At 63.7% G+C, this 25,288-nt stretch carries 22 protein-coding genes; 9 read left to right on the forward strand and 13 right to left on the reverse strand.

The window, feature by feature from the left end:
- Window positions 1-79 precede the first annotated feature (79 nt).
- Window positions 80-2,524 (reverse strand): Lon protease family protein, encoded by a 2,445-nt coding sequence (locus tag PVZ77_RS11710; RefSeq protein WP_273806568.1) that lies wholly within the window; start codon window positions 2,522-2,524, stop codon window positions 80-82.
- Between the two features lie 229 nt (window positions 2,525-2,753).
- Between PVZ77_RS11710 and PVZ77_RS11715 the strand changes: the two genes are divergently transcribed.
- The 3 genes from PVZ77_RS11715 (at window position 2,754) to PVZ77_RS11725 (ending at window position 4,567) form a co-directional block, all read left to right on the forward strand.
- Window positions 2,754-3,098, forward strand: coding sequence for a hypothetical protein (locus PVZ77_RS11715; protein WP_273806569.1), 345 nt, complete (start codon window positions 2,754-2,756; stop codon window positions 3,096-3,098).
- 69 nt (window positions 3,099-3,167) lie between these two features.
- Window positions 3,168-4,031, forward strand: a complete 864-nt coding sequence (locus PVZ77_RS11720; RefSeq protein WP_273806570.1) for an EamA family transporter — start codon at window positions 3,168-3,170, stop codon at window positions 4,029-4,031.
- Window positions 4,032-4,072: 41 nt separating this feature from the next.
- Window positions 4,073-4,567 carry a gluconokinase gene (locus PVZ77_RS11725; protein WP_273806571.1) on the forward strand — a complete coding sequence of 165 codons (495 nt, stop codon included), beginning with the start codon at window positions 4,073-4,075 and terminating at the stop codon, window positions 4,565-4,567.
- 17 nt (window positions 4,568-4,584) lie between these two features.
- Here PVZ77_RS11725 and PVZ77_RS11730 read toward each other — a convergent pair whose 3' ends face one another.
- The 9 genes from PVZ77_RS11730 to PVZ77_RS11770 all read right to left on the reverse strand — a co-directional run bounded on the left by PVZ77_RS11730 (window position 4,585) and on the right by PVZ77_RS11770 (window position 14,450).
- The gene (locus tag PVZ77_RS11730; protein ID WP_273806572.1) at window positions 4,585-5,379 is read right to left on the reverse strand and encodes a thymidylate synthase; all 795 of its coding nucleotides are present in this window, start codon (window positions 5,377-5,379) and stop codon (window positions 4,585-4,587) included.
- A gap of 128 nt (window positions 5,380-5,507) precedes the next feature.
- Window positions 5,508-6,404, reverse strand: coding sequence for an ABC transporter permease subunit (locus tag PVZ77_RS11735; RefSeq protein WP_133861327.1), 897 nt, complete (start codon window positions 6,402-6,404; stop codon window positions 5,508-5,510).
- Window positions 6,401-7,309 (reverse strand): ABC transporter permease subunit, encoded by a 909-nt coding sequence (locus PVZ77_RS11740; RefSeq protein ID WP_273806573.1) that lies wholly within the window; start codon window positions 7,307-7,309, stop codon window positions 6,401-6,403. The genes PVZ77_RS11735 and PVZ77_RS11740 overlap by 4 nt, the downstream gene beginning before the upstream one ends.
- Complete coding sequence (gene potA / locus PVZ77_RS11745; protein WP_133861329.1) at window positions 7,306-8,460, reverse strand: polyamine ABC transporter ATP-binding protein; 1,155 nt, start codon at window positions 8,458-8,460, stop codon at window positions 7,306-7,308. Before potA ends, PVZ77_RS11740 begins: the two co-directional genes overlap by 4 nt.
- 55 nt (window positions 8,461-8,515) lie before the next feature.
- A complete protein-coding gene (locus tag PVZ77_RS11750) occupies window positions 8,516-9,574 on the reverse strand; it encodes a polyamine ABC transporter substrate-binding protein (RefSeq protein ID WP_273806662.1) in 1,059 nt (352 codons plus the stop codon).
- Window positions 9,575-9,723: 149 nt separating this feature from the next.
- On the reverse strand, window positions 9,724-10,821 hold the full coding sequence (locus PVZ77_RS11755; protein WP_133861330.1) for a polyamine ABC transporter substrate-binding protein: 1,098 nt from the start codon (window positions 10,819-10,821) through the stop codon (window positions 9,724-9,726).
- Between the two features lie 105 nt (window positions 10,822-10,926).
- Complete coding sequence (locus tag PVZ77_RS11760) at window positions 10,927-12,285, reverse strand: aspartate aminotransferase family protein (RefSeq protein ID WP_273806574.1); 1,359 nt, start codon at window positions 12,283-12,285, stop codon at window positions 10,927-10,929.
- A 22-nt stretch (window positions 12,286-12,307) separates the two neighbouring features.
- On the reverse strand, window positions 12,308-13,666 hold the full coding sequence (locus PVZ77_RS11765; protein ID WP_133861332.1) for a glutamine synthetase family protein: 1,359 nt from the start codon (window positions 13,664-13,666) through the stop codon (window positions 12,308-12,310).
- Window positions 13,667-13,700: 34 nt separating this feature from the next.
- Window positions 13,701-14,450, reverse strand: coding sequence for a gamma-glutamyl-gamma-aminobutyrate hydrolase family protein (locus tag PVZ77_RS11770; RefSeq protein ID WP_273806575.1), 750 nt, complete (start codon window positions 14,448-14,450; stop codon window positions 13,701-13,703).
- Window positions 14,451-14,856: 406 nt separating this feature from the next.
- On the opposite strand from PVZ77_RS11770, the gene PVZ77_RS11775 reads away from it, so the two are divergent.
- Window positions 14,857-16,233, forward strand: coding sequence for a glutamine synthetase family protein (locus tag PVZ77_RS11775; RefSeq protein WP_133861334.1), 1,377 nt, complete (start codon window positions 14,857-14,859; stop codon window positions 16,231-16,233).
- 142 nt (window positions 16,234-16,375) lie between these two features.
- Window positions 16,376-17,473 (forward strand): agmatine deiminase, encoded by a 1,098-nt coding sequence (gene aguA / locus PVZ77_RS11780; RefSeq protein WP_273806576.1) that lies wholly within the window; start codon window positions 16,376-16,378, stop codon window positions 17,471-17,473.
- 60 nt (window positions 17,474-17,533) lie between these two features.
- On the opposite strand, the gene PVZ77_RS11785 is transcribed toward aguA, so the two are convergent.
- From PVZ77_RS11785 to desA, 3 genes are all read right to left on the reverse strand, one after another.
- A complete protein-coding gene (locus tag PVZ77_RS11785) occupies window positions 17,534-18,910 on the reverse strand; it encodes an OprD family porin (protein ID WP_273806577.1) in 1,377 nt (458 codons plus the stop codon).
- Window positions 18,911-19,690: 780 nt separating this feature from the next.
- On the reverse strand, window positions 19,691-20,668 hold the full coding sequence (locus tag PVZ77_RS11790; protein ID WP_273806578.1) for a sensor domain-containing diguanylate cyclase: 978 nt from the start codon (window positions 20,666-20,668) through the stop codon (window positions 19,691-19,693).
- A 113-nt stretch (window positions 20,669-20,781) separates the two neighbouring features.
- Window positions 20,782-21,975 carry a delta-9 fatty acid desaturase DesA gene (gene desA / locus PVZ77_RS11795; protein WP_133861338.1) on the reverse strand — a complete coding sequence of 398 codons (1,194 nt, stop codon included), beginning with the start codon at window positions 21,973-21,975 and terminating at the stop codon, window positions 20,782-20,784.
- Window positions 21,976-22,226: 251 nt separating this feature from the next.
- Here desA and oscA point away from each other — a divergent pair, with 251 nt between their 5' ends.
- From oscA to cysW, 4 genes are all read left to right on the forward strand, one after another.
- On the forward strand, window positions 22,227-22,412 hold the full coding sequence (gene oscA, locus PVZ77_RS11800) for a sulfur starvation response protein OscA (RefSeq protein WP_133861339.1): 186 nt from the start codon (window positions 22,227-22,229) through the stop codon (window positions 22,410-22,412).
- Window positions 22,413-22,489: 77 nt separating this feature from the next.
- A complete protein-coding gene (locus tag PVZ77_RS11805; protein ID WP_273806579.1) occupies window positions 22,490-23,491 on the forward strand; it encodes a sulfate ABC transporter substrate-binding protein in 1,002 nt (333 codons plus the stop codon).
- Window positions 23,492-23,597: 106 nt separating this feature from the next.
- A complete protein-coding gene (cysT, locus tag PVZ77_RS11810) occupies window positions 23,598-24,410 on the forward strand; it encodes a sulfate ABC transporter permease subunit CysT (protein ID WP_133861341.1) in 813 nt (270 codons plus the stop codon).
- Window positions 24,411-24,429: 19 nt separating this feature from the next.
- A complete protein-coding gene (gene cysW / locus PVZ77_RS11815; RefSeq protein WP_443218029.1) occupies window positions 24,430-25,287 on the forward strand; it encodes a sulfate ABC transporter permease subunit CysW in 858 nt (285 codons plus the stop codon).
- Window position 25,288: the final 1 nt, after the last annotated feature.

Here is a 25,288-nt window from a genome sequence, read left to right on the forward strand (position 1 = left end):
AACAGGGGGCAAGCGGGTCTGGGCGCCGTGCTACTTGGGCTGCGACGCCTTGTACAAAATCCGACCTGCCCCCCGGAGCTCAGTTCTCCTCCGCTTCGTTGTTTTTCCCTTTTGCCTTGGAGTTATCACTGAGTTTGTCGGCCAGTTCATCTTCCAGCTCGAGCTCGGCGATTTCCTTGAGACGCTGCACCACGCGCGCATTTACGCTGCCGTCTGGGAAGCGCCCCTTGGCATCCGGTGCACCGGCGGGCTCGCCCACCAGCAGCGACAGAGCCTCGTCCGCCTGGCGGACGGCATAGACATGGAACAGTCCTTCGCGCACCGCTGCCAGCACGGTCTCGTCAAGCATCAGGTTGGTGACGTTGGCACGCGGGATGATCACGCCCTGCTCGCCGGTCAGACCGCGGGCCTGGCAGAGGCGGAAGAAGCCTTCGATCTTCTCGTTCACCCCGCCGACCGGCTGCACCTCGCCGAACTGGTTGATGGAGCCGGTGATGGCGAAGCACTGCTTGAGCGGCGTGCGGGACAGCGCGGAGATCAGGGTGCAGGCTTCGCCGAGGGAGGCGCTGTCGCCGTCGACATAGCCATAGGACTGCTCCAGGGCGATGCTGGCCGAGATCGACAGCGGAAATTCCTGGGCATAGCGACTGCCCAGGTAGCCGGTCAGGATCATCACGCCCTTGGAGTGAATCGGTTGCCCGAGGCTGACCTCGCGCTCGATGTCGAGGATGCCGCTGGCGCCCGGGTAGACCGTGGCGGAGATGCGCGCCGGCATGCCGAAGGCGGAATCGGCCACCTCCAGCACGGTGAGGCCATTGCACTTGCCTACCGCGGCGCCCTGGGTGTCGATGAGGATGAGTCCGGTCAGCATGTCGTCCAGCACCCGGGCGCAGACGCGACCGGTACGGGTTTCCTTGGCCTTGAGCGCGCGCTCGACATGCCCCTTGTCGGTACGCTCGTCGCCGGCCAGGTGGCGGATGAAGTCGGCTTCGCTGACCAGCTGGAACAGATCGCCGATACGCGCCGACAACCGTCCCTGGTGCTCGGCCAGCCGGGCACTGTAGGTGGCCAGCCGCGCCACGGCCGCCGAGGTCAGGGGCGCCATGCCCTCTTCCGAGGTGCGCGTCTTGAGCAACTGGGCGAACTGCTCGAGGCTTTCGTCGCGCAGTGGCAGCTCTTCGTCGAAGTCCACCAGCACCCGGAACATCTCCTGGAAGTCCGAATCCAGCTCCTGCAGGGTGTAGTAGATGTTGCGCGAGCCGATGATGATGACCTTGAGCTGCAGCGGGATCTGCTGCGGCGCCAGGCTCATAGCGGTGAGCCGACCCAGCTCGGCCAGCGGCGATTCCATCTTTAGCTGACGCGAATGCAGCGCGCGCTTGAGGGCGTCCCAGACGAAGGGCTCGGTCAGCAGCTTGTCCGCCTCGACGATGAGGAAGCCGCCATTGGCGCGGTGCAGCGCGCCGGGGCGCAGCTGGCGATAGTTGGTGTAGAGCGCGCCCTGATCGGACTGGTATTCGATACGGCCGAAGAGGTTGTCGTAGGTCGGATGGGACTCGAACACCACTGGCGCCCCCCCGGTGACGTGGTGGCCGATGATCAGATTGGGCTCGTACTGCTCGCGCAATTCCTTGCGCCGCTGCATGTCGGGCTTGGCGTCATCGGCCAGTTGCTCGACCACCGTCTTGAGCAGGTCCACCTGCATGGCCTGCAGATAGGCGCAGACCCCGGGGTTGTCGTTGTACTTTTCCGACAGCGGCGCCAGCAGCGGCTGCAGCGCCTGGATGATGGTGTCTTCATTCAGGGCGCGCAGCTGGTTGCTCGATTCTCGCCGCCACTGCGGCAGGCTGGCCAGCTCTTCGTTGAGGCGCTCTTCCAGGCTGGAGATGTCGCCATGGAAACGCTCGCGCTCGGCTTCAGGCAACTGGGCGAAGTCGGCTTCATCCAGCGCCTTGCCCTCCTTCATCGGGGTGAAGGCGACATTGTTAGCGTCGCGGTAGAGGGCGATCTCCTTTTCCAGGGCGAGCTTTTCCACCACGTCCAGCGCCTGGTCATAGCGCTGGTTGAAGGCGCGCTCGATGGCGCTCTTCTTCTGCTGGAAGGCCGGATGCTCGAATACCGCCGGGAAGGTGGCCAGCAGGTTGTCGATGAAGTGGGCCATGTCGGCCACGAAGGCCTCGCCCTCGCCGGGGGGCAACTCCAGCACGCTTGGCGCCCGGGGCTCTTCGAAGTGATTCAGGTACACCCAGTCGTTGGGCGTCGGCTGGCGCTTGGCTTCGGCCTTGAGATAGCGCTGGACGAAGGAGAAACGACCGGTGCCCGGCTCGCCCATGACAAAGACGTTGTAGCCGGGCCGCGGCATGGCCACGCCGAACTGCAGGGCCTCCACCGCGCGCTCCTGACCCAGGATGCCGCGGAAGGGCTCGAGCTGATCAGTATCGGCGAAGGAAAACTGTTCGGGGGCGAAGGGGCGGGTCAGCTCATCAGGGGCGAGCCGGAGACCGGCTGCGACGGGATCGTGCATCGTAAGTCCTTGTCAGGCATGCAAGCAGTGTCCGCATTCTGCGACCGGGATGACAACCGAAGCAAGGCAAGCGGCGCTCCGCCGCGTATTTAAGCGCAGCGGTTCGAACGGCTTGCCATGACGTCCGTCGGTATTTTTCGACCCGGGCGTTTTTTGACGAAATTCTCACCAGGCGCCAACTAAGCTTTCTGCATAGGGATCAGACGTAGTATCCCGTGAGGAGGCTCCCATGGCTGTCTCTCGTCGTCTCGCCTCGTTGCTCGTTCTGCTGGCCAGTCTCGCGGCTTGCACCAGTTACCACGACCAGTTGATCGCCAAGGGCTATCCCCCGGCCTATGCCGACGGCTTCAGCGACGGTTGCCAGACCGGCAAGCAGGCGGTCAATGGCATCGGTTACGAGCACAAGGACGCCCGTCGCTTCGCCGCGGAAAAGCCCTACCAGCAAGGGTGGGACGCGGGCTACGCGCAATGCGTGCAGGTGGCCCAGCGCGAAGAGCAGCAGCGCTTCATCGAACAGGTCCGGGAAAATCGCGAAAGCGCCGAATCGCTGTTGCAGCGCTCGAGAACACGTTGAGGTCGCAGCCAACCTTGCGGCCCTGACCGGATGACCTATGCTGGCGGGCCCGCTAGTCGAGCCCTGCCGATGTCTGTCCGCTCTCCGCTGTTCGCCGTCGCCCTGCTGCTGGTTGCCATGACCTCGATCCAGACCAGCGCCAGCCTGGCCAAGACCCTGTTCCTGCGTCTCGATCCGGTCGGTGTCACCACCCTCAGGCTGATCTTCGCGGCCCTGGTCCTGCTGATCGTGCTGCGCCCCTGGCGCAACTTCCGCCACGCGGCGCTGGGCAGCCTGCTGGGCTATGGCGTCGCCATGGGGGTGATGAACCTGACCATCTACCTTGCCATGCAGCGGCTGCCGATAGGCATCGCCGTCGGCCTGGAATTCGTCGGTCCGCTGGTGGTGGCGCTGTGCGCCCTGCGTCGCTGGCTGGACCTGCTGTGGATCGTGCTGGTGGTGGCCGGCCTGGCCGTGCTCCTGCCCTTCGGCCACAACGCCTCCGCACTGGATCCGCTGGGCACCACGCTGGCCCTGGGTGCTGGCGCCTGCTGGGCGATCTACATCGTCCTGGGCAAGCGCGCCGGCGCGGTTCACGGTACCGGCACGGTGGCTTTCGGTGCCTCCATCGCCGCCCTGGTCGTGCTGCCCATCGGCATTGTCCACAGCGGCAGCAATCTCTTGCAACCGGAAATCTGGCCGCTGGCGCTGGCCCTGGCGCTGATGTCCACGGCCATTCCCTATGCCCTGGAAATGGTCGTCCTGACCCGCCTGCCAGCCTCCACCTTTGGCACGCTGATGAGTCTGGAACCGGCGCTGGGCGCCCTTTCCGGCTGGGTATTCCTCGGCGAGATCCTGGGCGTCGCCCAGTGGTTCGCCCTCGCCTGCATCATCGTCGCGTCCATCGGCGCCACCTGGAGCAGCCGGCTGACCCCGGAGCAAACGCCGCTCTAGACACTCTATAGCGAGGCGAATCCTCACGCGGAGCGACGACGATGATCTATCTGATAATGGGCGTCTCGGGCAGTGGCAAGACCACCCTGGGCGAACTCCTGGCCAGCCGGCTGGACTGCCGTTTCGACGATGCCGATACCTTTCACAGCCAGGCCAACAAGGACAAGATGGCCAAGGGCGTCGCCCTCACCGACGAGGATCGCTGGCCCTGGCTGGATGCCATCCACGACGCCATGCAGCAGGCACAGGCCGAAGGCACCACCCGGGTGTTTGCCTGCTCGGCGCTGAAGAAGGTCTATCGCGATCGCCTGCTGAACGGCCTGGAAGGCGTCCGGCTGCTGTTCCTCAAGGGCTCACCCGAGCTGCTTGCCGAGCGCATCGGCAGTCGCCGCGGGCACTTCTTCGATCCCAAGCTCCTGCAGAGCCAGCTCGACACCCTGGAGGCGCCGGATCACCTGGAAGCCCAGGTGCTGGACGTACGCAAGGCACCCGGGCAGCTGGTGGACGAGGTGCTTGCGCACGGCCACGGCGCCTGAGCGCTGCGGCCGCCGGCTCAGACCGCGACCGGCGCCTTGATGTGCGGATGGGCCTGGTAGCCTGCCAGTTCGAAATCCTCGAAGCGGAAGGCGAACAGGTCCGTGACCGCCGGATTGAGCGTCATGGTCGGCAGCGGCAGCGGTTCACGGGTCAGCTGCAGATGGGTCTGCTCCAGGTGATTGGCATAGAGATGGCAATCACCGCCGGTCCAGATGAATTCGCCCGGTTGCAGTCCGGTGACCTGGGCCACCATCAGGGTCAGCAGCGCGTAGCTGGCGATGTTGAAGGGCACACCGAGGAAGATGTCGGCGGAACGCTGATACAGCTGGCAGCTCAGGCGGCCATCGGCGACATAGAACTGGAACAGCGCATGGCACGGCGGCAGCGCCATCTCGTCCACCAGCGCCGGATTCCAGGCCGAGACGATCAGACGCCGCGAGTCGGGCTTGGCGCGGATCATGTCCACCACCCCGGCGATCTGGTCGATATGGCGACCGTCCGGTGCCGGCCAGCTGCGCCACTGGTAGCCATAGACCGGGCCCAGTTCGCCGTTCTCGTCGGCCCACTCGTCCCAGATGGACACGCCGTTGTCCTTGAGGTAGCGGATGTTGGTCTCGCCCTGCAGGAACCACAGCAGTTCGTGGATGATGGATCGCAGATGGCACTTCTTGGTGGTGACCAGGGGAAAGCCCTCGGCCAGATCGAATCTCATCTGGTAGCCGAAGACGCTGTAGGTCCCGGTGCCGGTGCGGTCGCTCTTGAAGGTGCCGTGTTCGCGCACGTGGCGCATCAGGTCGAGGTACTGTTTCATGGCGGGAGCGCTACCTGGCAAAAGGCAAATGGTATCAAATCGCGCCCTGCGAGAGCGGTCGCGCTTGTCGCAGCCCTGATCATCGGACACAAAAAAAGCGGCCCTGGGGCCGCCTTTTCCACCAACCCTCAGCTGTTGGCCGGCGGCGCCATGAGGGTCGCCGTTTCGCGTTCGCGCCGGGTGATCTCCGAGGCCGTGGCGTCCATGGCTTCCTGCAGGCCCTGCAGGCGCTTCTTCTCGGCGCGGCGGGTGAAGTACCAGGCGAAGAAGGTGAACAGCGAGACCGCCAGGAGGATCAGGCTGGCGATGGCATTGATCTCCGGCTTCACGCCCAGGCGTACCGCGGAGAACACCTCCATCGGCAGGGTGGTCGAGCCGGGGCCCGAGACGAAGCTCGCCAGCACCAGGTCGTCCAGCGACAGGGCGAAGGACATCATGCCGCCCGCCGCCAGCGAGGGCGCGATCATGGGAATGGTGATCAGCAGGAACACCTTCCACGGCCGGGCGCCCAGATCCATGGCCGCCTCCTCGATGGACAGGTCCAGCTCGCGCAGGCGCGAGGAGACCACTACCGCCACATAGGAGGAGCAGAAGCTGGTGTGGGCGATCCAGATGGTGGTCACGCCCCGGTCCTGCGGCCAGCCGATCAGTTGCGCCATGGAGACGAACAGCAGCAGCAGCGACAGACCGGTGATCACCTCGGGCATCACCAGCGGTGCCGTGACCATGCCGCCGAAGACGGTGCGGCCGCGGAAGCGCGGGATGCGGGTCAGCACGAAGGCCGCCAGGGTGCCGAGGATCACCGAAGAGATGGCCGTGTAGAAGGCGATCTCCAGCGAGCGGAACACCGCGCTCATCAGCTGGGTATTGTCCAGCAGGCCGACGTACCACTTGACCGACCAGCCACCCCAGACGGTCACCAGCCGCGACTCGTTGAAGGAGTAGATGACCAGGATGACCATCGGCAGATAGATGAACAGCAGCCCGAGCACCAGCATCAGGTTGGTGAACTTGAGGCCCTTCATAGCTTGCCCTCCAGTTCCTTGGCTTGGTTCCTATTGAACAGCACGATGGGCACGATGAGGATCACCAGCATCACCACCGCCAGGGCCGAGGCCACCGGCCAGTCACGGTTGTTGAAGAATTCCTGCCAAAGCACGCGGCCGATCATCAGGGTCTCCGGGCCACCCAGCAGCTCGGGAATGACGAACTCGCCCACCGCCGGAATGAACACCAGCATGCAGCCGGCGATGATGCCGTTCTTGGACAGCGGCACGGTGATCCTCCAGAAGCTGGTGAAGCGACTGGCACCCAGGTCGCCGGCGGCTTCCAGCAGGGTCAGGTCATGCTTCACCAGATTGGCGAACAGCGGCAGGATCATGAACGGCAGATAGGAATAGACGATCCCCAGGTACACCGCGAAGTTGGTGTTGAGCATCTGCAGCGGACTGCTGATGATCCCCAGGTTCATCAGGAAGCTGTTGATCAGGCCGTTGGTGGACAGCAGCCCCATCCAGGCGTAGACGCGGATGAGGATGGCGGTCCAGGTCGGCATCATGATCAGCAGCAGCAGCACCGTCTGCTTCTCGCGACTGGCCCGGGCGATGGCATAGGCCATGGGATAGCCGATCAGCAGACAGATCAGGGTGCTGATGCCGGCCATCTTCAGCGAGCCGAGGTAGGCGTCCAGATACAGCGGATCGTCGGCGAACATCAGGTAGTTGCCGAAGTTGAGCGCGATATCCAGTTGCTGATCAGCGTAGCTGAACAGCTCGGTATAGGGCGGAATGGCCACGTCCGCGACCGAGAAGCTGATCTTGAGCACGATCAGGAACGGCAGCAGGAAGAACAGGAACAGCCACACGAAGGGCACGCCGATGGTCAGGCGGCGGCCATCGAGCAGGCGCTTGAGCAAGGGGGGTCTGGTCATGCTTGCAGTACCACGCCGCTGTCGTCTTCCCAGTACACCACCACGGCGTCATCCCAGGTGGGTCGCTTGCCGAGGCGCTCGGCGTTGGCGATGAAGCACTGCACGATGGGACCGGTGCCCAGCTTGACGTGATAGACCGAGTGCCCGCCCAGGTAGGCGATGTCGTGCACGGTGCCGCTGCACCAGTTGTAGTCGGGATGCTCGTGATCCGCCGGCAGGCTGGTGCCCATCAGCAGCTTCTCGGGGCGCAGGGCGAAGGTGACCTGCTTTTCCTGGGCGCGGGTGCTGATGCCGTGACCGATGTAGATCGGTCGCTCCAGTTGCGGACTGTGGATGATGGCGTGGTCGGCACCGTCGTCGGTCAGCTCGCCGTCGAAGACGTTGACGCTGCCGATGAACTCGCAGACCAGCCGGCTCGCCGGGGTCTCGTAGATGTCCATCGGACTGCCCACCTGGGCGATCCAGCCCAGGTGCATGATGGCGATGCGCTCGGCCATGGTCATGGCCTCTTCCTGGTCGTGGGTCACCATCACGCAGGTCACGCCCACGCGCTCGATGATCTCCACCAGTTCCAGCTGCATCTGCGAGCGCAGCTTCTTGTCCAGGGCGCCCATCGGCTCGTCGAGCAGCAGCAGCTTGGGCCGCTTGGCCAGGGAACGCGCCAGGGCCACCCGCTGGCGCTGGCCACCGGAGAGCTGGTGCGGCTTGCGCTTGGCGTACTGGGTCATGTGCACCAGCTTGAGCATCTCGGCCACGCGGGCGTCGATCTCGGCCTTGGGCAGCTTGTCCTGCTTGAGGCCGAAGGCGATGTTCTGTTCCACGCTCATGTGCGGGAACAGCGCATAGGACTGGAACATCATGTTGATCGGCCGCTCGTAGGGCGGCATGTCGGTGATGTCCACGCCATCGAGGAAGATGCGCCCTTCGCTGGGTCGCTCGAAACCGGCCAGCATGCGCAGCAGGGTCGACTTGCCCGAACCCGAGCCGCCGAGCAGGGCGAAGATCTCGCCCTTGTTGATGGTCAGGGAGACGTCGTCGACAGCGACGGTTTCGTCGAACTTCTTGGTAACCCGGTCGATCTTGACCAGGACTTCCTTGGCTTTCTTGTCGCCGGTGGCGGCTTTCTTGAAGGCACTGGTGGCAGTCGCCATGTACATCTCCCCAGGAAAATCGGGGACCGGTCGGGCCGGTCCGCCTTAGCGTTGGTTATTTGCCGGACTTGACCCGCGTCCAGCTGCGGGTCTCCAGGCGCAGGAGTTGCGGGGGCAGCTCCTTCATGACGTACAGCTTGTCCATCACCGCCTGTGGCGGATAGACCGTCTCGTCCTGCCGCAGCTCGGCATTCATCAGCTCGCCCGCCTTCGGATTGGGGTTGGCGTAGCCGACATAGTCACTGACCTTGGCGATGACCTCGGGCTGCAGCAGATAGTTGGTGAAGGCATGGGCCTCCTTCACGTTCTTGGCATCCTTGGGGATGGCCAGGAGGTCGAACCAGAGGTTCGCGCCCTCCTTGGGAATCGCGTAGCCGATGTTGACGCCCTTCTTCGCTTCCTCGGCACGCGAACGCGCCTGAAAGACATCGCCGGAATAGCCGAAGGCCACGCAGATGTTGCCGTTGGCCAGATCCGAGATGTACTTGGAGGAATGGAAATAGGTGATGTATGGCCGCACCTTGAGCAGCTGGGCCTCGGCCTTCTTGTAGTCGTCGGGATTGGTGCTGTTGGGATCGAGTCCCAGGTATTGCAGGACTGCCGGATAGACCTCATCGGGCGAGTCCATGAAGGAGACGCCGCACTTGCTCAGCTTCTTGAGGTTCTCGGGTTCGAACAGGATGGCCCAGGAATCGAGCTTGTCGGTGCCCAGCGCGGCCTTGACCTTGTCGACATTGTACCCGATGCCGTTGGTGCCCCACAGGTATGGCACGCCGTATTGGTTACCCGGATCGCTCTTTTCCAGCTGCTTGAGCAGCGCCGGATCGAGATTCTGCCAGTTCGGCAGCTGGCTCTTGTCCAGTTTCTGGAAGGCGCCCGCCTTGATCTGCTTGGCGAGGAAGTTGCTCGAGGGCACCACCACGTCATAGCCGGTGTGGCCGGCCAGGAGCTTGCCTTCGAGGGTTTCGTTGGAATCGAAGACGTCATAGACCGGCGTGATGCCGGTGGCCTTCTGGAAATCCTCGAGCGTGGTCTCGCCGACGTAATCGCTCCAGTTGTAGACGCGTACCGTCGGCTCGGCGACGGCGGTTCCCATGACCGTCAGGGTGGTCATGGCCAGCAGGGTTTTACGCAACGAAAGCACGGGCGGCTCCTTTCATGGCGGGCATCGGCGGCGACACCCTTTCAGCGGTCCATACAGACGTACGGCACGCCGGAGTGACTCCGGCGTGCCGTCCTTTCAGTCGCACGCGGCGACCGAACTCATTTGCCGGACTTGATGGTGGTCCAGGTACGGGTCATCAGACGCTGGGTCTTGGCCGGAAGATCCGGGAAGGCGTACAGCTTGGTCATGGTTTCCTGGGTCGGATAGATCCCCGGGTTGGTGCGGATCGCTTCGGCTACGAGCGGGGTCGCCTCCTTGTTGCCGTTGGGATACTGCACGTAGTCGCTGACCGCCGCGATCACCTTGGGCTCCATGATGTAGTTGATGAACTTCAGCGCGCCCTCGGGATTCTCGGCGTCCTTGGGAATGGCCATGGTGTCGAAGAAGGTGCCGGCGCCTTCCTTGGGAATGTTGTAGGCCACGGTCACGCCGTTCTTGGCATCGGCCGCCCGGGCCTTGGCCTGGGCGATGTCGCCGGAATAGCCGACCGCCACGCAGACGTTGCCGTTGGCCAGGTCCGAGATGTACTTGGAGCTGTGGAAGTAGGTGATGTATGGCCGCACCTTGAGGAACAGCTCCTCGGCCGCCTTGATCTCCTTGGGATCCTGGCTATCCGGCTTGTAGCCGAGGTAGTGCAGACCGGCGGGGATGATCTCGGTGGGCGAATCCAGCACGGCCACGCCGCAGCCCTTGAGCTTGGAAAGGTTCTCGGGCTTGAAGATCAGGTCCCAGGAATCCACCGGGGCGTTGTCGCCCAGGGCGGCCTTGACCTTGGCCGGGTTGTAGCCGATGCCGATGGTGCCCCACAGGTAGGGGATGGCGTACTGGTTGCCCGGATCGCTGACTTCCAGGGTCTTCATCAGCTGCGGATCCAGGTTGCTGTAGTTGGGCAACTTGGACTTGTCCAGCGGCTGGTAGACGCCGGCCTTGATCTGCTTGGCCAGGAAGGAGTTGGACGGCACCACCACGTCGTAGCCGGAACGGCCGGCGAGCAGCTTGGCCTCGAGGGTCTCGTTGCTGTCGTAGACGTCATAGACCACCTTGATCCCCGACTCCTTCTCGAAGTTGGCGATGGTGTCTTCGGCAATGTAGTCGTTCCAGTTGTAGACGTGCAGGACCTTGGGGTCCGCCGAGGCGTTGCCGGCAAAGAGGCCGGCCAGGCTCAGCGCTAGAAGAGTCTTGCCAAAAACATTCATGCGGTGGTGCTCCTCAAGTCATCGTTGGTCTTTTGATTCGGTGCGCGGCCAGCGCCCGCGCGCAGTCTGGCAAGGTCCGCCGCCGGGCTCAAGCCTTGGCGGCCATTAGCCGCGCTGGCGCAGCAGCCCATGGGTCTGATCGAGGCTCAGCCGCGCCAGGGTGACCAGTTCGTCGATGGACTCCGGCGTGATCACCAGTGGCGGCGCGATGATCATGGTATCGCCCACCGCCCGCATCACCAGGCCATTGCGGAAGCAGTGCTCGCGACAGAGCATGCCCGCCCCACCCTCGTACCGCGCCCGCGTCTTCTTGTCGCGCACCAGCTCCAGCGCCGCCACCATGCCGACACCCCGGGTCTCGCCCACCAGCGGATGGTCGGCCAGCTCCGCCCAGCGTTTTTGCAAATAGGGTGCCGTGGTGCTGCGAACCCGGTCGACGATGCCTTCGTCACGCAGGATGCGGATGTTTTCCAGGGCCACGGCCGCGGCCACCGGATGCCCGGAATAGGTGAAGCCGTGATAGAACTCGCCGCCCTCGTCGAGCACCCTGACCACTTCGTCGCGTACCACCACGCCGCCCATGGGCACATAGCCGGAGGTGAGACCCTTGGCGATGGGCATGAGGTCCGGAGCATTGCCGTAGTACTGGCTGCCGAACCATTCGCCGGTGCGACCGAAGCCGCAGATCACTTCGTCGGCGATGAAGAGGATGTCGTACTTGTCGAGGATCTGGCGCACCCGCGGCCAGTAGCTTTCCGGCGGAATGATCACTCCGCCGGCGCCCTGGATGGGCTCGGCGATAAAGGCGGCGACGCGCTCCTCGCCGACCTCGAGAATCTTCCGCTCCAGCTGATCGGCCGCCCAGATGCCGAATTCCTCCGGCCTCATCTCGCCGCCCTCACCGAACCAGTAGGGCTGCGGGATGTGCACGATGTCGGGCAGCAGGCCGCCCTGCTCGTGCATCGCCGCCATGCCACCCAGGCTGGCACCGGCCAGGGTCGAGCCGTGGTAACCATTCCAGCGGCCGATGACCACGCGCTTCTCCGGCTGGCCCTTGGTTGCCCAGTAATGGCGTACCAGGCGCAGTACGGTGTCGTTGGCCTCCGAGCCGGAACCGGTGAAGAACACGTGGTTCATGCCCTCCGGTGCCAGCTCGGCGATGGCCTTGGCCAGCTCCAGCACGGGCGGATGGGCGGTCTGGAAGAACAGGTTGTAATAGGGCAGTTCGCGCATCTGGCGGCTGGCCGCTTCGACCAGCTCTTCACGGCCGTAGCCGACGTTGACGCACCAGAGTCCGGCCATGCCGTCGAGGATGCGCTGACCCTCGCTGTCCCAGAGATGCACGCCCTCGGCACGGGTGATGATGCGCGCGCCCTTCTCGTTGAGCTGGCGATAGTCGGTGAAGGGCGCCAGCAGATGCCGGCGACTCAGGTCCTGCCAATGGGCGGTGGTAAAGGTAGTCACGAAGCCTCTCCTCGAATCGCGGTCAGACGCTGAGCAGCAGGAATTCCCGCTCCCAGGAACTGATCACGCGCTTGTAATTCTCGTGCTCGGCACGCTTGACCGCGACGTAGCCGCGGGTGAAGCGACTCCCCAGATAACGCTCCAGGGTGGCCGACTGCTCCATGCGCTCCAGGGCGGCTTCCAGGGTCAGCGGCAGGCGCAGGTTGCGCCGCTCGTAGCCGCGTCCCTGCACCGGGGCGCTGGGCGAGACATTCTCGATCATGCCCAGATAGCCACACAGCAGGCTGGCCGCCAGGGCCAGATAGGGATTGGCATCGGCGCCGGCCAGGCGATTCTCCACCCGGCGATTCTGCGGATCGGAATCCGGCACGCGCAGGCCCACGGTGCGATTCTCCTCGCCCCACTCGACGTTGACCGGCGCCGAGGTGTCGGGCAGGAAGCGGCGGAAGGAATTCACATTGGGCGCGAACAGCGGCAGCGCCTCGGGAATGTATTTCTGCAGGCCACCGATGTGGTGCAGGAAGAGTTCGCTCATGCTGCCATCGGGGTTGGAAAACACCGTCTTGCCGGTCTTGAGATCCACCACGCTCTGGTGCAGGTGCATGGCACTGCCGGGCTCACCGGTCATGGGCTTGGCCATGAAGGTGGCGGTGACGTTGTGCTTGAGTGCCGCCTCGCGCAGGGTGCGCTTGAAGACGAAGATCTGGTCGGCCAGGTGCAGCGGATCACCGTGGCGGAAGTTGATCTCCATCTGCGCGGTGCCTTCCTCGTGGATCAGGGTATCCAGATCCAATGCCTGGGCCTCGCACCAGTCGTACATGTCCTCGAACAGCGGATCGAATTCGTTGGCCGCATCGATGGAAAAGGACTGGCGCCCGGTTTCCTGGCGCCCGGAGCGGCCTACCGGCGGCTGCAGCGGATAGTCGGGGTCGTCGCTGCGCTTGGTCAGGTAGAACTCCATTTCCGGTGCGACGATGGGCTGCCAGCCGTGCTCGGCATAGAGCTTGAGCACCTTCTTGAGCAGGTTGCGCGGCGACAGCTCGATGGGAATGCCGCGCTTGTCGTAGGTGTCGTGGATCACCAGGGCAGTGGGCTCCAGTGCCCAGGGCACCAGGAACACCGCGCGATCGTCCGGGCGGCAGTGCATGTCGATGTCGGCCGGATCGAGCAATTCATAGTAGATGTCGTCGTCGACATAGTCCCCCGTCACGCTTTGCAGGAGCACGCTCTCCGGCAGGCGCATGCCCTTTTCGTTGAGGAACTTGGCGGTGGGGGAAATCTTGCCGCGGGCGATGCCGGTCAGATCGGCGACCAGGCATTCCACTTCAGTGATCTTGCGTTCTTTCAACCAGGCGGTGAGCCGGTCAAGCGGGGTGCTCATAAAGACCTCGAAGGTTCGAGCGGGGTGAACAGCATCAGCGCTCGGCAGCGCGCGCCTTGCAGGCCTTGCCGAACGCCTTGAACAAGGCGAGATAGACGGGGTGACTGCGCACCTTCCATTCAGGGTGCCACTGCACGCCACAGGCGAAGACGCGGGCCTCGCGGACCGAGACGGCCTCGATCAGGCCGTCGGGCGCCAGGGCCTCGGCGCGCAACCCCGGTGCCAGGCGATCGATACCCTGGCCATGGATGGAATTCACGTCGAAGCGTGCCGGCAGCTCCAGGGCCTCGAACAGACCACCCGGCTGGACCTCGACCGGATGGTGCAGGCCATAGTTTTCCTCCAGGGTCTCGCCGCGTTCGCGGTGGTCCATGAGGGAGCCGACCTCGTGCACCTTCTGGTGCAGACTGCCGCCGAAGGCCACGTTCATTTCCTGGAAGCCGCGGCAGATGCCCAGCACCGGCACCCCGGCCGCCACGGCGGCGCGCAACAGCGGCAGGGTCACGGCATCGCGAGCCGCGTCGTGCAGGGTGCCGGGCTCGCTGGGCGTACCCTGGTAGTGATGGGGCTCGACGTTGGATGGCGAACCGGTGAACAGCAGACCGTCCAGGCGCTCGAGCAGGGCCTCGGTGGCGATGAGATCGGCCAGCGCCGGAATCACCAGTGGCATGCCCTCGGCGCCCTCCACCACCGCGCGCAGATACTTGTCGCCAGCGATGTGAAAGGGATGCAGGCCTAGTTGCCTGGTACAGGCTGTGACACCTATGAGGGGCAGCGCGGACATGGGACACCGGGTTGAACAGGAATCATCCGAGCCTAGTCTTGTTCGTTATTTTTCACAACCACCGGCAAAAAGTTTCGAGATTCTGCACAGAAGCGGCGAAACAGAGCCGTTCCAGCCCCGCTGAATGCGCCAAAAACAGGCACCTGCGCACCACCCCTGAGCAGGGTTGCCTCCAGTTGACTTTGGTCCGCCTTTCGGATTGACTCCAGGGTGGTAACTCCGCTGATTGATATTTTTAACAGGGGCGCTGACAAAGCGTCGGAGCGCAGGCGAGACCGTACTCTCAGGTCGCTGTCGGATCGACAGCGGGCACTCGTGCCCTCACTGCGGTTGGCCCACTGGGCAAACAGGCGCATCAGGCGCTAACCGTTTTGTCGAGCGCAGCCAAAAGCAAAGGTGTTTCATCATGTCGGTACCCCCGCGTGCCGTTCGTTTGGATGAAGCGACCGACTTCCTCAGGGAACACCCTGAGGTCCAGTTCGTCGATCTTCTGATTGCGGATATGAATGGCGTGGTGCGTGGCAAACGCATCGAGCGCACCAATCTGCCCAAAGTCTTCGAGAAAGGAATCAACCTCCCCGCTTCGCTGTTCGCCCTCGACATCACCGGCTCCACCGTCGAAAGCACCGGTCTCGGGCTCGACATCGGCGACGCCGACCGCGTCTGCTTCCCCATCACCGACACCCTCTCCATGGAACCCTGGCAGAAGCGCCCTACCGCGCAGCTGCTGATGACCATGCACGAGATGGAAGGCGAGCCCTTCTTCGCCGATCCCCGCGAGGTCCTGCGCCAGGTCGTCCAGCGTTTCGACGAGCTCGGGCTCACCGTCTGCGCCGCCTTCGAGCTGGAGTTCTATCTGATCGATCAGGAGAACATCAACGGCCGCCCGCAACCGCCGCGTTCGCCCATTTCCGGCAAGCGTCCCCAGTCGGTCCAGGTCTATTCCATGGACGATCTGGACGAGTATGCGGACTGTCTGCAGGACATCATCGACGGCGCCCGCGCCCAGGGCATTCCGGCCGACGCCATCGTCGCCGAGTCGGCTCCGGCGCAATTCGAGGTCAACCTCAATCACGTTGCCGACCCGATCAAGGCCTGCGACTACGCCGTGCTGCTCAAGCGCCTGATCAAGAACGTCGCCTATGACCATGAGATGGACACCACCTTCATGGCCAAGCCCTATCCGGGCCAGGCGGGCAATGGCCTGCACGTCCATATTTCCCTGCTGGACAAGGACGGCCGCAACATCTTCGCCGGTGAGGATCCCGAGCAGAACGCCGCATTGCGTCATGCCATCGGCGGTGTGCTCGAGACCCTACCCGCCTGCATGGCCTTCCTCTGCCCCAACGTGAACAGCTATCGCCGCTTCGGCTCGCAGTTCTTCGTGCCCAATGCGCCGAGCTGGGGCCTGGACAACCGCACCACCGCCCTGCGCGTCCCCACCGGTACGCCGGAGGCGCACCGTATCGAGCACCGGGTAGCCGGCGCCGACGCCAACCCCTACCTGCTGCTGGCCGGCGTCCTGGCCGGCGTGCACCATGGCCTGACCCGGCAGATCGAACCCGGCCCGGTCACCGAGGGCAACTCCTACGAACAGCACGAGCAGAGCCTGCCGAACAACCTGCGCGATGCCTTGCGCTACCTGGACGACAGCTCGGTGATGGCGGAGTACATCGACCCGAAGTACATCGACATCTTCGTCGCCTGCAAGGAGCACGAGCTGGAGGAGTTCGAGCACTCCATCTCCGACCTCGAGTACAACTGGTACCTGCACACCGTGTAGGGACCTGCCTGCCGACCGGTCCCGCATCGGTCGGCAGCTGTTCTGCGGTACCGCCGGAGCCCTGTGCGTGTTCACGCCCGCGGCGCCCTGCCGGCCTTTCCCCCTTCTCAGCCAACGACGACTCTGGATGGAGAGCTTCGCCATGACCACCCTCACCACGCCGCGTGCCGACGGCTTCCACATGCCGGCCGAATGGGCCGACCAGCACCAGATCTGGATGGTCTGGCCCGAGCGCCCGGACAATTGGCGCCTGGGCGGCAAGCCCGCCCAGGCCGCCTTCACCGCAGTCGCCCAGGCCATTGCCCGTTTCGAGCCGGTGACCATCGGCGCCTCGGCCAATCAGTACGAGAATGCCCGTGCCCGCCTGCAGCACCCGAACATCCGGGTGGTGGAAATCAGCAATGACGACGCCTGGTGCCGAGATACCGGCCCGACCTTCGTCAGCGACGGTCAGGGTGGCGTGCGCGGTGTCAACTGGAGCTTCAATGCCTGGGGCGGCCTGGATGGCGGCCTTTATTTTCCCTGGCAGCGGGATGACCAGGTCGCCGGCAAGATCCTCGCGATCGAGAATCTGCTGGGCTATCGCACCCCGGACTTCGTCCTTGAAGGCGGCTCCATCCACGTCGATGGCGAAGGCACCCTGATTACCACCGAGGAATGCCTGCTCAACGCCAATCGCAATCCGCACCTGGATCGCGAAGCGATCGAGCGCTACCTGAGCGACTACCTGGCGGTAGACAAGGTCATCTGGCTGCCCCACGGTCTCTACAACGACGAAACCAACGGCCACGTGGACAACTTCTGCTGCTACGTGCGCCCGGGCGAGGTGCTGCTGAGCTGGTGCGACGACCAGGCCGATCCCAACTACAGCCGCTGCCGCGAGGCCCTGGCCGTGCTGGAGCGCGAAACCGATGCCCGCGGTCGCACCTTCAAGGTGCATCGGATCGTCACCCCGGGGCCGCTGTTCGCCAGCGAAGACGAATGCCGCGACGTGGATGTCTGCCTCGGCACCCAGCCACGCCGGGCCGGCGAGCGGCTGGCCGCCTCCTACGTCAACTTCCTCATCGTCAACGGCGGCATCATCGCCCCGACCTTTGGCGTTCCCGAGGACGCCGAGGCCTTGCGTACCCTGCAGGCCTGCTTCCCGGAGCACGAGGTGGTACAGGTTCCGGGCCGCGAGATCCTGCTCGGCGGTGGCAACATCCACTGCATCACCCAGCAGCAGCCGACCGGTCGCTGATTTCCGGCGGAAATGAAAAAGCCCGTCTCGCGACGGGCTTTTTTCTGACCTGAGCGCGGCTTAGAGCAGCGGCAGGGTGTAGCTGACGATCAGACGGTTTTCGTCGACGTCACGCTGGCCCGGCACACCGGCTTGGGAAACGGCCGGCAGGTCGGAACGCAGCATGGCGTTACGCCAGGTGAAGCCCAGACCTTTCAGCTGGCCTTCCGGGATCACGTAGCTGACGGTCAGATCGCGTTCCCATTCCATGGCGTCGCCAGTACGGGTACGGATGTTGTCACCGCGCTGATAGATGACGCCAGCGGTCAGACCCTTGACGCCCAGCTGAGCGAAGTCATAGGAGTAGCGAGCCTGCCAGGTGTCTTCGCCGGAACGGGTGAAGTTGTTGATCTGAATATCGGTGATTGCATAGGTCGAAGCGCCACCGTTCTCGTTCAGGTAGGGGAAGGCGCTGTTGCCGTTGCTGCCCTGATAGCCCAGACCAAAGGTGTGGCCGTAGATCGAGTAGGTGAACAGGCCGCTGTAGAGGCGGTTGTCGATCTCGCCAGTGGTACGGGTACCACCGTAGTAGCCGCTGGACACGTAGAGACCGGTGCTGTCGGCCTTGCGGTTCTCGCCCTGGCTGTTGCTATCGAAATAGCGCAGGTCGGTCTTGAAGGTACCGTCGCCCAGCTTGACGCTGTGCACCAGACCCAGGAAGTGCTGGTTGTAGAAGTCTTCCAGCTGACCGAAGTAATACTGCAGGGTCAGGTCTTTGGTGACCTTGTAGTCGGCACCGACGAAGCGGAAATGGTCGCTGTTGCGACGCAGGGCGGCATTCGCAGCACCGTTGGAGCCGGCGATGGACAGATCGTCCTCGTCGGTGGAGTTACGGTTCTTGGCACGCTCGAGCTGGCCGGCGGTCAGCGTCACGTTCTTGATGTCCTTGGACGTGATCTGAGCACCCTGGTAGGTCTGCGGCAGCAGACGACCGTCGTTGGAGACCACGACCGGCAGCTTCGGCATCAGGGTGCCGTAGCGGAACTCGGTTTCGGAGATCTTCATCTTGGCGGTAGCGCCCAGGCTGCTGAACTCGTCTACAGCGCTGTTATCGGTATCGCGCGGGAACATGGTGCCGTTCTGCACGCTGCCACCGGTGCCGCCGTTGGCCTTGCCACCGCTGTCCAGACGCAGGCCTAGCATGCCGACCGCATCGACGCCGAAGCCAACGGTGCCCTGAGTGAAGCCCGACTGGTAGTTCAGCATGAAGCCCTGACCCCAATCCATCACGCGGGAAGGATTGGCAGTACCGTTGCGGTTGTCTGTGTTGATGTAGAAGTTACGCAGACTGAGGGTAGCTTTGCTGTCTTCGACGAAGCCGGCAGCGTGGGCGGCGGCAATGAGGGACAGGTTCAGACAGGCCGCGGAGACCGCGACCACCAGTGGCTTCTTGACCATGAGTGCTCCAGGGGTGAATCGTTGTTATGCGGCCACCAGAGGTGTCAGCGCCTGCTGGTGGTATGCCCGACGGGCCGTGCGGAAGGGAAAGCTAGAGGGCTTTTGTTTCAATTTGGAGAATTATCCCGGGCCTGGTCGACTTTTAAGTTGCGACCTCCAGCACAGGGTCCCTGCCACCGTCTTCCACGTTGCGAAAGCTAATTGCAAAAAAGCATTTCGTCTAGCGATACCTGGTTGAAAACCCGCCCTGTGGTCTTCCGCTCTGACTGTTCGGTCATGGCCCAAGGGAACCTGCGCGGCCTACGCCTATGGAACGGTTCGCCGTTTCCTGGGGAGACACCATCCCAATCCGTACGCGCTGAGGCTCTGGGACGGGCCTCCCAAGGCACTGGCTCGGCCTTAAAAACCGGCCGATCTCAGCATCAAAAAAGCAAGATCTGAAGGAATTCCCTATCTGCTTCAAGGACTTGTAAGTTTTTGCGACGCCTCTTTCAGTCGATTTGCCCTGAAGACGACGCCTATCGCCCGGTATGACGCACCGCATGCCCTGCTGCAAGGGCCACCTTGCCCAGTCGATCACGCAGGCACATTCCTTCCAATCGAGGGGGCATCGCCGCGTCAGCAAGGACGGTCAACAGGACACGGAGAAGAGATCGGCTGCAGGCCAGATGGACAAGGAAGCAGGGGTGCGGAGAACCGGGTGGGATGACGTGACAGTGGTGGACGGAACCGCGAACCAAGCCGGCCGAGCTGTCACCGGCGAGGCCTGGCAAGGGATATTCAGCCCTGGACGACCTGATCCTTGCCCTGGCGCTTGGCGCGGTACATGGCCTCGTCCGCCCGCACATAAAGGGTGTCGAGGGACTCGTCGCCCTCCCGCAACACGGTGACGCCCTGACTGATGGTGACCTTCAGCGGGCCCTCGGCACTGGGTACCGCCAACTGCCGCACAGCGCGCTGCAGGCGCCCGCCGATCTGCAACGCCAGATCGCTGTCGCAGCCCGGCAGCAACAGGGCGAATTCTTCGCCGCCGATACGGCCGAACAGATCCCCGCGGCGGGTAGTTTGGGCGCCGCATTCGGCAACACGCTGCAACACTTGATCGCCCATCTGGTGACCGAAGCGGTCGTTGATCTTCTTGAAGTCGTCGATGTCGAGCAGCAGGAAGGCCAGGGGCTCGCCTTCGCTCTGGGCGAATTCGAAGGCGCGTTGGGCACTCTCGAAGAAATGTCGACGATTGCTGCTGCGGGTCAGGACATCGGTGGTGGCGAGCCGTTGCAGCTCCTCCTCCATGCGCTTCTTGTCGGTGATGTCTTCGGCGATACCCACCACCAGCAGCGGCATGCCGGCCTCGCTGCGCTGACTGACGAAGCACTTGTCGCTGAGCCAGCGGATCTCGCCGTCGGCGCGGATGATGCGGTACTCGCGGGACTCCACGGCGCCCTGCTCGATCACCTGTTCCAGGGTGCGCTGAGCGTACTCCAGATCGTCGGGATAGATGTTGTTGAGCCAGGTGCTGTAGTCGCTCAGTACCAGGGACTGGGAGCGACCGAAGATCTGTTCGTAGGCGGGACTGACATAGATGATCTGGCGAGTGCGCCAGTCCAGGGCCCAGAGCACCGCGTTGACGCTTTCCAGCAGCGCGCTGAACAGCTGCTCCCGGTCACGCAGGCGATCTGTTTCGGCCCGCGAATGCAGGAGAGCCAGCAGATTCTCTTCCGGAGTGGGAAGAGCAGACAGAGAGGGTTGTTCATCCATATACACATGCGCCTACGCGGGGTCCTGAGGGAGTTAGAGACAGCTGAAACCAGCCTGGTTCAATCCCCGCATAGAGCAGCCCACCGCTTCGGTGGGCTTTTGTGAAGCCTTTCTCAGGCGGTTCCAGCCGGCCGCAGGGAATAGGTTTTCAGCTGTTCGGCGAATTCGCGCAGGGACTGAATGCCGCTCGCTTCGGCTTCGCCGATCCACTGCCGGGTCGCGGCCAGCATGTCGTGGCCGTTGGCACTGGTCCGGGCCCAGATCTGCTGCAGCGCCAGGCGCTTTTCGTAGATCAGTTTCAGCGCCTGACTGTGCTCGAGCAGTTCGTCGATGCGCACCTGATGGCGAGCCTTGAGCAGACTGGTCTCGCGGGCCAGCAGACCTCGGGCGCGACGGAACAGCGGACGCTGGGAGGGCGCCGCACTGCCCCGCTCCTGGCGCAACAGCGGGCCGATCACCTGCTGACGGTACTGAGCCATGATCTGGAAGCGGTTGTTGAGGATGGCCATGGCGGTGTCCATGTCCAGCTGCCCCTTGCCTTCGATGCGATGGGCGATGGGGGCGACGCGGTTGACCTTGGCCAGGCGCAGCCAGGTGAACAGCTTGATCCAGGCCCAGCCCATGTCGAATTCCCAGCGCTTGACCGACAGCTTGGCCGAGTTGGGATAGGTATGGTGGTTGTTGTGCAGCTCTTCGCCGCCGATGACGATGCCCCAGGGGATGAGGTTGGTGGCGGCATCGCGGCATTCGAAGTTGCGATAGCCCACGGCATGGCCCAGGCCATTGACCACACCCGCGGCCCAGAAGGGAATCCAGACCATCTGCACGGCCCAGACGGTGAGACCCAGGGCACCAAACAGGGCGATGTCGATCAGCAGCAACAGCACCACGCCCATGTTGCGGGTGCGTGGATTGGAGTAGAGCTTGCGCTCGATCCAGTCGTCCGGGCAGTTCTTGCCATAGATGCGCAGGGTATCGGCGTTGTTCGCCTCGGCCTTGTACAGCTCGGCGCCGCGCCGCACCACGGTGGCAAGGCCCTTGTGCACCGGGCTGTGCGGGTCCTCTTCGGTTTCGCACTTGGCGTGGTGCTTGCGGTGGATGGCGGTCCACTCGCGGGTGTTCATCGCCGTGGTCAGCCACAACCAGAAGCGGAAGGCGTGCCTGAGCGCGGGATGCAGCTCCAGCGAACGGTGGGCGGAGTAGCGATGCAGGTAGACGGTGACACTGACAATGGTCAGGTGGGTCAGCAGCAGGGTGACCACCACCAGTTGCCAGACCGACAGGTCAAGCAGGCCGTTGTAGCTCATGGACGCAGAGGACCTCGCGCGGGTTGTGTGGTGCAACTGTCACTGAAAGTTCAGTGAACAGGCGTTCGCGCATTATTGCCGGGGTGGACGATAAATCCAGCCCTCCCTTTTGCTACACAACGTGTCCTTCACAGACTGCTAATTCTAAAAGTGAATAAACAAAGCATTATTAGCAATTTTAAGAAATAAAGATCAGCCCCCTAAGATGGCGCCACCTCCCCGCCCACCGCTGTACACGAGGACGCCACCCCATGAGCTCCGTTCCGTTCCGCAGCCTGGAAAACCAGGACGAAACCGCACTGCTCCGCGATATCCAGCAGGCTTTGCGCGGATTGAGATTCGGCGCCATCGAGATCACCGTGCACAACGGACAGGTGGTGCAGATCGAGCGCAAGGAAAAATTCCGGCCTCAGACCGGCCAAGCCAACAAGCCCTGAGTTCTCGCGGTCAGCGGACGAGCGGGCAAGGCGCCCGCCAGACGGTGTCCGGCTTTCTCACGTCAAGGAGCCTTTTCATGTCGATTCGCCGTTTCGCCCTGGCCGCGCTGGCCGGAGCCCTGTTCGCCACCCAGGTCCACGCCGTTGAATTGCTCAACGTGTCCTACGATCCGACCCGCGAGCTCTACCAGCAGTACAACGCCGCCTTCGCCAAGCACTGGAAGACCGAAACCGGCGAAGACGTGACCATCAAGAATTCCCATGGTGGCTCCGGCAAGCAGGCGCGCTCGGTGATCGATGGCCTGCAGGCCGACGTGGTGACCCTGGCGCTGTCCGGCGACATCGATGCCCTCAATCTGCACCAGCAACTGGTCGACCCGAACTGGCAGAGGCGTCTGGCGGACAATAGCACCCCCTACACCTCGACCATCGTCTTCCTGGTGCGCAAGGGCAATCCCAAGGGCATCAAGGACTGGGACGACCTGGTGAAGAAGGATGTCCAGGTCATCACCCCCAATCCCAAGACCTCCGGCGGTGCCCGCTGGAACTTCCTCGCCGCCTGGGCCTATGCCAAGGCCAAGTACGGCAGCGATGCCGAGGCCCTCAAGTTCGTCACCGAGCTCTATCGCCACGCCCCGGTGCTGGACACCGGCGCACGTGGCGCCACCATCAGCTTCGTGCAGCGCCAGCTGGGCGACGTGCTGATCGCCTGGGAAAACGAAGCCTATCTGTCCCTCAAGGAAGAAGGTGGCGACCAGCTGGAGATCGTCACCCCGTCGCTGTCGATCCTGGCCGAGCCGCCGGTAGCCGTGGTGGACAAGGTGGTCGACAAGAAGGGCACGCGCAAGCAGGCCGAGGCCTACCTGCAGTATCTGTACAGCCCCGAGGGCCAGCGCATCGCCGCGCAGAATTTCTATCGCCCCCGCGATGCCAAGGTGGCGGCGGAATTCAAGGATCAGTTCAAGCCGGTCAAGCTGGTGACCATCGACCAGGAATTCGGCGGCTGGAAAGCGGCGCAGCCGAAGTACTTCGCCGACGGCGGCGTGTTCGACAAGATCTTCGCCGACATCAACAAATAGCGCCGCGGCCGGGACGGCTCACGCTGACCGGCCCGGAGCAGGTATCGTTCCACCCCTCTGCGCCCTGGCGAATGCATCGCCGGGGCGCCTTGCAGAAGGACGTCTCATGTCTCGCCGTCTCTCCCCGGTCATACCCGGCTTCGGGTTGACCCTGGGATTCTCCCTGACCTACCTCGCGCTGATCGTGCTGATCCCGCTGGGCGCCATGTTCCTCCATGCCAGCCAGCTGACCCTCGGGCAATTCTGGTCGCTGATCACCGGGCGCCAGGTGCTGGCCGCGCTGCAGCTGTCCTTTGGCACGGCCCTGCTCGCCGCGCTGGTCAACGGCATCCTCGGCACCCTGCTGGCCTGGGTGCTGGTGCGCTACGAGTTTCCCGGGCGCAAACTGATCGATGCCATGGTCGACCTGCCCTTCGCCCTGCCCACCGCCGTGGCCGGCATCGCCCTGACCGCGCTCTATGCGCCCAACGGCATGATAGGCTCGCTGTTTCCCTTCAAGATCGCCTATACCCCGATCGGCATCACCCTGGCGCTGATCTTCGTCACCCTGCCCTTCGTGGTGCGCACCCTGCAGCCGGTGCTGGCGGACATCCCCAAGGAAATCGAGGAAGCCGCTACCTGCCTGGGCGCGCGCCCCTGGCAGGTGTTCCGCTACGTGCTGGTGCCGACCCTGCTGCCGGCCTGGCTGACCGGTTTCGCCCTGGCCTTCGCCCGCGGCGTGGGCGAGTACGGTTCGGTGGTGTTCATCGCCGGCAACATCCCGTTCAAGACCGAGATCCTGCCGCTGCTCATCGTCTCCAAGCTGGACCAGTACGACTACACCGGTGCCACCGGCATCGGCGTGTTCATGCTGCTGGTGTCCTTTGTCATGCTGCTGCTGATCAACATCCTGCAGCGCCGCATCCAGCCCAACATCTAAGGATGACCACATGAGCCTCATGACTTCGACCAAGGCCGATGCGCGCGCCATCAAGCAGCGCACCCCGGTGGCCATCGCGCTGATCGCCAGCGCCTGGCTGATCTTCCTGCTGGTCCTGGTGCTGCCGCTGTACATGGTGCTGAGCCAGGGCCTGGCCAACGGCATCGGCGCCTTCTGGGACGCCATCAGCGAACCGGATGCGCTCTCGGCGCTCAAGCTGACGCTGTTCGCGACCGCCATCTCGGTGCCCCTGAATCTGGCCTTCGGCCTGGCCGCGGCCTGGTGCGTCACCAAGTTCGAGTTCACCGGCAAGAGTCTGCTGATCACTCTGATCGACCTGCCCTTCTCGGTGTCACCGGTGATCGCCGGTCTCATCTATGTGCTGCTGTTCGGCGCCCAGGGGCTGCTGGGCCCCTATCTGCAGAGCGTCGATGTGCAGATCGTCTTCGCCGTGCCCGGCATCGTGCTGGCGACGATCTTCGTCACCTTTCCCTATGTGGCCCGCGAACTGATCCCGCTGATGCAGGAACAGGGTACCCAGGAAGAAGAAGCGGCACGCCTGCTGGGCGCCAGCGGCTGGCAACTGTTCTGGTACGTGACCCTGCCCAACGTGAAATGGGCGCTGATCTATGGCGTGGTGCTCTGCACCGCGCGGGCCATGGGCGAGTTCGGGGCGGTGTCGGTGGTCTCCGGCCATATCCGCGGCCTGACCAACACCCTGCCGCTGCACATCGAGATTCTCTACAACGAGTACAACATCGTCGCCGCCTTCAGCGTGGCGATCCTGCTGCTGATGATGGCCCTGGTGATCCTGCTGCTGCGGCAGTGGAGCGAGAGTCGCCTGAGCCGCCAACTGCAGCACCGTGACGAGGAATAAG

This window comes from Pseudomonas sp. SHLD1 (assembly GCF_028640935.1).
Taxonomy (GTDB): Bacteria; Pseudomonadota; Gammaproteobacteria; order Pseudomonadales; family Pseudomonadaceae; genus Chryseomonas; species Chryseomonas aestiva.

Coding starts and splice junctions, on each gene's coding strand:
- desA (WP_133861338.1), bottom strand. CDS start 21,975: ATGAGCTACAACGGCCTGCTTGACCTGTCGGTCTGGCAACTGGTGGTG.
- potA (WP_133861329.1), bottom strand. CDS start 8,460: ATGGCGACTGCCACCAGTGCCTTCAAGAAAGCCGCCACCGGCGACAAG.
- PVZ77_RS11710 (WP_273806568.1), bottom strand. CDS start 2,524: ATGCACGATCCCGTCGCAGCCGGTCTCCGGCTCGCCCCTGATGAGCTG.
- PVZ77_RS11735 (WP_133861327.1), bottom strand. CDS start 6,404: ATGAAGGGCCTCAAGTTCACCAACCTGATGCTGGTGCTCGGGCTGCTG.
- PVZ77_RS11730 (WP_273806572.1), bottom strand. CDS start 5,379: ATGAAACAGTACCTCGACCTGATGCGCCACGTGCGCGAACACGGCACC.
- aguA (WP_273806576.1), top strand. CDS start 16,376: ATGACCACCCTCACCACGCCGCGTGCCGACGGCTTCCACATGCCGGCC.
- cysW (WP_443218029.1), top strand. CDS start 24,430: ATGACTTCGACCAAGGCCGATGCGCGCGCCATCAAGCAGCGCACCCCG.
- PVZ77_RS11755 (WP_133861330.1), bottom strand. CDS start 10,821: ATGAATGTTTTTGGCAAGACTCTTCTAGCGCTGAGCCTGGCCGGCCTC.
- PVZ77_RS11775 (WP_133861334.1), top strand. CDS start 14,857: ATGTCGGTACCCCCGCGTGCCGTTCGTTTGGATGAAGCGACCGACTTC.
- PVZ77_RS11770 (WP_273806575.1), bottom strand. CDS start 14,450: ATGTCCGCGCTGCCCCTCATAGGTGTCACAGCCTGTACCAGGCAACTA.
- PVZ77_RS11725 (WP_273806571.1), top strand. CDS start 4,073: ATGATCTATCTGATAATGGGCGTCTCGGGCAGTGGCAAGACCACCCTG.
- PVZ77_RS11720 (WP_273806570.1), top strand. CDS start 3,168: ATGTCTGTCCGCTCTCCGCTGTTCGCCGTCGCCCTGCTGCTGGTTGCC.
- PVZ77_RS11790 (WP_273806578.1), bottom strand. CDS start 20,668: ATGGATGAACAACCCTCTCTGTCTGCTCTTCCCACTCCGGAAGAGAAT.
- PVZ77_RS11715 (WP_273806569.1), top strand. CDS start 2,754: ATGGCTGTCTCTCGTCGTCTCGCCTCGTTGCTCGTTCTGCTGGCCAGT.
- PVZ77_RS11750 (WP_273806662.1), bottom strand. CDS start 9,574: ATGACCACCCTGACGGTCATGGGAACCGCCGTCGCCGAGCCGACGGTA.
- oscA (WP_133861339.1), top strand. CDS start 22,227: ATGAGCTCCGTTCCGTTCCGCAGCCTGGAAAACCAGGACGAAACCGCA.
- PVZ77_RS11765 (WP_133861332.1), bottom strand. CDS start 13,666: ATGAGCACCCCGCTTGACCGGCTCACCGCCTGGTTGAAAGAACGCAAG.
- PVZ77_RS11805 (WP_273806579.1), top strand. CDS start 22,490: ATGTCGATTCGCCGTTTCGCCCTGGCCGCGCTGGCCGGAGCCCTGTTC.
- PVZ77_RS11785 (WP_273806577.1), bottom strand. CDS start 18,910: ATGGTCAAGAAGCCACTGGTGGTCGCGGTCTCCGCGGCCTGTCTGAAC.
- PVZ77_RS11740 (WP_273806573.1), bottom strand. CDS start 7,309: ATGACCAGACCCCCCTTGCTCAAGCGCCTGCTCGATGGCCGCCGCCTG.
- cysT (WP_133861341.1), top strand. CDS start 23,598: ATGTCTCGCCGTCTCTCCCCGGTCATACCCGGCTTCGGGTTGACCCTG.